Source organism: Alteromonas nitratireducens, assembly GCF_040812025.1.
Lineage (GTDB): Bacteria > Pseudomonadota > Gammaproteobacteria > Enterobacterales > Alteromonadaceae > Alteromonas > Alteromonas nitratireducens.
In genome coordinates this window covers 1-1,549 of sequence record NZ_JBFNPK010000040.1, presented here as the reverse complement: position 1 = coordinate 1,549, position 1,549 = coordinate 1, and the positions used below count along the sequence as shown (strand labels likewise).

Here is a 1,549-nt window from a genome sequence, read left to right as displayed (position 1 = left end):
AGCAGATATATTCGATTACGTTGAACGGTTCCATAATCCAAGAATGCGACGTAGACTTGCTAATCAAGACAAAAAGTTTACGTCTTTATTAAACCGTCCGTGAAAACGGGGTAGAACCCATGATTGCCTCGCCGACGCTGCGCGTCATGATGACTGGCGCGAATGGGCTAAACCAACAAATCTGTTTTATTTAGCTGCGAAGTCACGTGGATGGCAGTTTATTTGTAAGGATGTGATCATGCAAAACTCCATGAAAAAGTGGTTTCAAAGTAAAAAAAATGGAGTTGCGTAATTGCGTCAGAGTAAGTACTCGAAGCCAAGTGGTGTGAAAAAGCCATATTATCGAAATGGCCCCAGCCATCGTGACGGCGCGGATGTGACTTTTGGTGACATTGTAAAAATATTCGGATTCCGGACAGCTAAGGTTGGCGCTTGGGTAAATCAACAAGAGCAGCAAGCCGCTGCAAATCTTTTCTTTGATGCTCTTTGCGATTTGATGACCATACTCCAGGTCAACGAACAGGTCATATCCCTTCGCGGAACATTGTCCATTGCGTTTGGTAGTGGTGGGAATAAGTACAGTTCAGCTCATTACAACTCGGCGACACGAACTATTGCCTTGGCTAAAAACGCAGGCCCCGGCTCCCTTGCACACGAATACTTCCATGCCTTCGACCACTTCATAACAGGTCGTTTTCTTAAGAAAAGCAGTACAAATGATTTCGCATCATCATTATGGCTTCAAAGGGGTGTGGTGGTTGAACACCCACTAAACAACCTCCTAGAATTATGTTACCAGCATATTTTTCTGAAGCCGGATAGTGATGAGCCAAGCGATGTTTTTAAAAGAAGCGCTCAAGCAGACAAGGCACTAGGTTCCTACTACTATGCACTCCCCCAAGAAGTCAGCGCTCGTGCATTTGAATCTTTCGTGCAAGATAATCCAATAAAGAACCAGTTTCTTGTGAAAGGTACAAAACAGTCGGTTGAAGCAAAATTAGGCATTTATCCGCTGGGAGATGAAAGGGCAAATATAAACAGCCACCTCAGTACCTACTTTTCAATGCTTGGAAAAGCAGTTGAAAGCTCATAGCTCTCGAATTTAATGAAGAGCTTGCAATTCCACTATTGCGATAAAGAACTGAATTTTAAAGATTCACCAGAATTCAAAATGAATTTATGTGATATATTTTTTACCCAAAGCAGTTATTAAAGAGAACCAATCAGCGAATGCGATAAAGTTCTATAAGGGAGATAGAGATGGCGTTTGATCAGTCCAAGGCGTTCACTCAATTAGAAGAAATACTTAAAGAGCAAGATAAGGAAAACTTCTTCTTTGATTTCATGCTCGCATTCAAGACACCTCGCGCAACCATAACAAAACTGAAAAATAATATAGGGTCTGTAGTGGCAGACTAAACCCGAACACTGTTTTAAGTGGTAGCATTACACTTAATAACGAGGTGTTCAATGAGAAGACAAAGACGGTCATTCAGTCCGGAATTTAAACATGATGCAGCCAGTCTGGTGCTTGATCAGGGGTATAGCG

At 42.1% G+C, this 1,549-nt stretch carries 2 protein-coding genes; both read left to right on the top strand.

Annotated features, from left to right (window positions below):
* Window positions 1–325: 325 nt before the first annotated feature.
* Window positions 326–1,093 (top strand): CLCA_X family protein, encoded by a 768-nt coding sequence (locus AB1N33_RS16600; protein ID WP_411272679.1) that lies wholly within the window; start codon window positions 326–328, stop codon window positions 1,091–1,093.
* A gap of 167 nt (window positions 1,094–1,260) precedes the next feature.
* Entirely contained in the window at window positions 1,261–1,419 is a 159-nt protein-coding gene (locus AB1N33_RS16595) for a hypothetical protein (protein ID WP_411272678.1), read from the top strand.
* The last annotated feature ends 130 nt before the right edge of the window (window positions 1,420–1,549 follow it).

Excerpts from the sequence above, each read along its gene's own strand:
- AB1N33_RS16595 (WP_411272678.1), top strand. The coding sequence starts at position 1,261 with ATGGCGTTTGATCAGTCCAAGGCGTTCACTCAATTAGAAGAAATACTT.